Genomic DNA, 967 nt, shown 5'->3' with positions numbered 1-967 from the left:
GCGACGACGGGGCCGAAGCCTTCCGCCAGACGGGGCGCCAGACGGGCCGCCGGACAGGGCGATCGCGCGGTCCGCCCTTCGCCGTGTCCGGCGAGCGGGGCAGAAAGGGCCTTCCCCCGCCGGAGCGGGAGAAGGCGGTTCGGGTGCGGGACGTTCGCCGTCAGCCGCCGTTCTTGCGGTAGCCGAGCGTGGTCAGTTCGGCCTCGGCGGCCTCCGCCATCTTGTCGAGGGCGTCGGAGGCGGTCAGTTCGCCGGTGATCGCCTGGTAGAAGAAGGGCGCCGTCGCCTCGCGGACCTGGGGCGTGGAAGGGGTAGGGAGGGGCGCCCGCGAAGAGCTTGCCCTCGTCCTTCATCAGCGTGTAGTAGCCGTCCGTCTTGGCGTCCTGCGCCTTCACCTTCTCGTCGTCATAGGTCGAGGTGTGGGTGATGCGCGAGCCGGCCACCGCCCAGTCGGCCTGCACCGACGACTGGCCGATGAACTGCAGGAACAGCAGCGCCGCATCCTTGTTCTTCGACGAATGCGGAACGCCGAAGGCACCGCCGTCATAGTAGCCGATGTAGCCGGTGCCGGCGGCCGCAGCCTCCATCACCCCGGCCTCGACCGGCGGCAGCGCCACGCCGACCTTGCCCACCACCTTCGACTTCGTCTCGTCGGTGGCGATCCAGGCGGCGTTCTCGCCGTAGACCAGACCCTGCGCCGCGCGGCCCGCGCCGAAGGTCGAGGCGACCTCGTCCCAGGTCGAGGAGGTCGATTCCGGCGGGGCGTCGTCGAGCAGCGACAGCCAGAATTCCAGCGCCTTCTTGGCTTCGGGGCTGTTCATCGTGCCGCCGTGTTCCACGGTGGCGCGTAGTTCTTGGCCGGGTCGATGCCCCAGTTGTAGACGCCGTAGGTCGGCGCCACGCTCTCGAAGAACTCGTACCAGGACGCCGGGTGGCCGGTGTGCGCCTGCACGGTCGAGCCCCAGAG

General features: G+C 70.0%; 1 pseudogene. It reads right to left on the bottom strand.

The features are described from left to right. Positions 1 to 160 precede the first annotated feature (160 nt). Positions 161 to 967, bottom strand: a pseudogene (locus tag A6302_RS20505) (extracellular solute-binding protein); the annotation flags it as partial.

The sequence above is a fragment of the Methylobrevis pamukkalensis genome, from assembly GCF_001720135.1.
Classification (GTDB): Bacteria; Pseudomonadota; Alphaproteobacteria; order Rhizobiales; family Pleomorphomonadaceae; genus Methylobrevis; species Methylobrevis pamukkalensis.
This window is presented reverse-complemented; position numbering and strand designations above follow the sequence as displayed.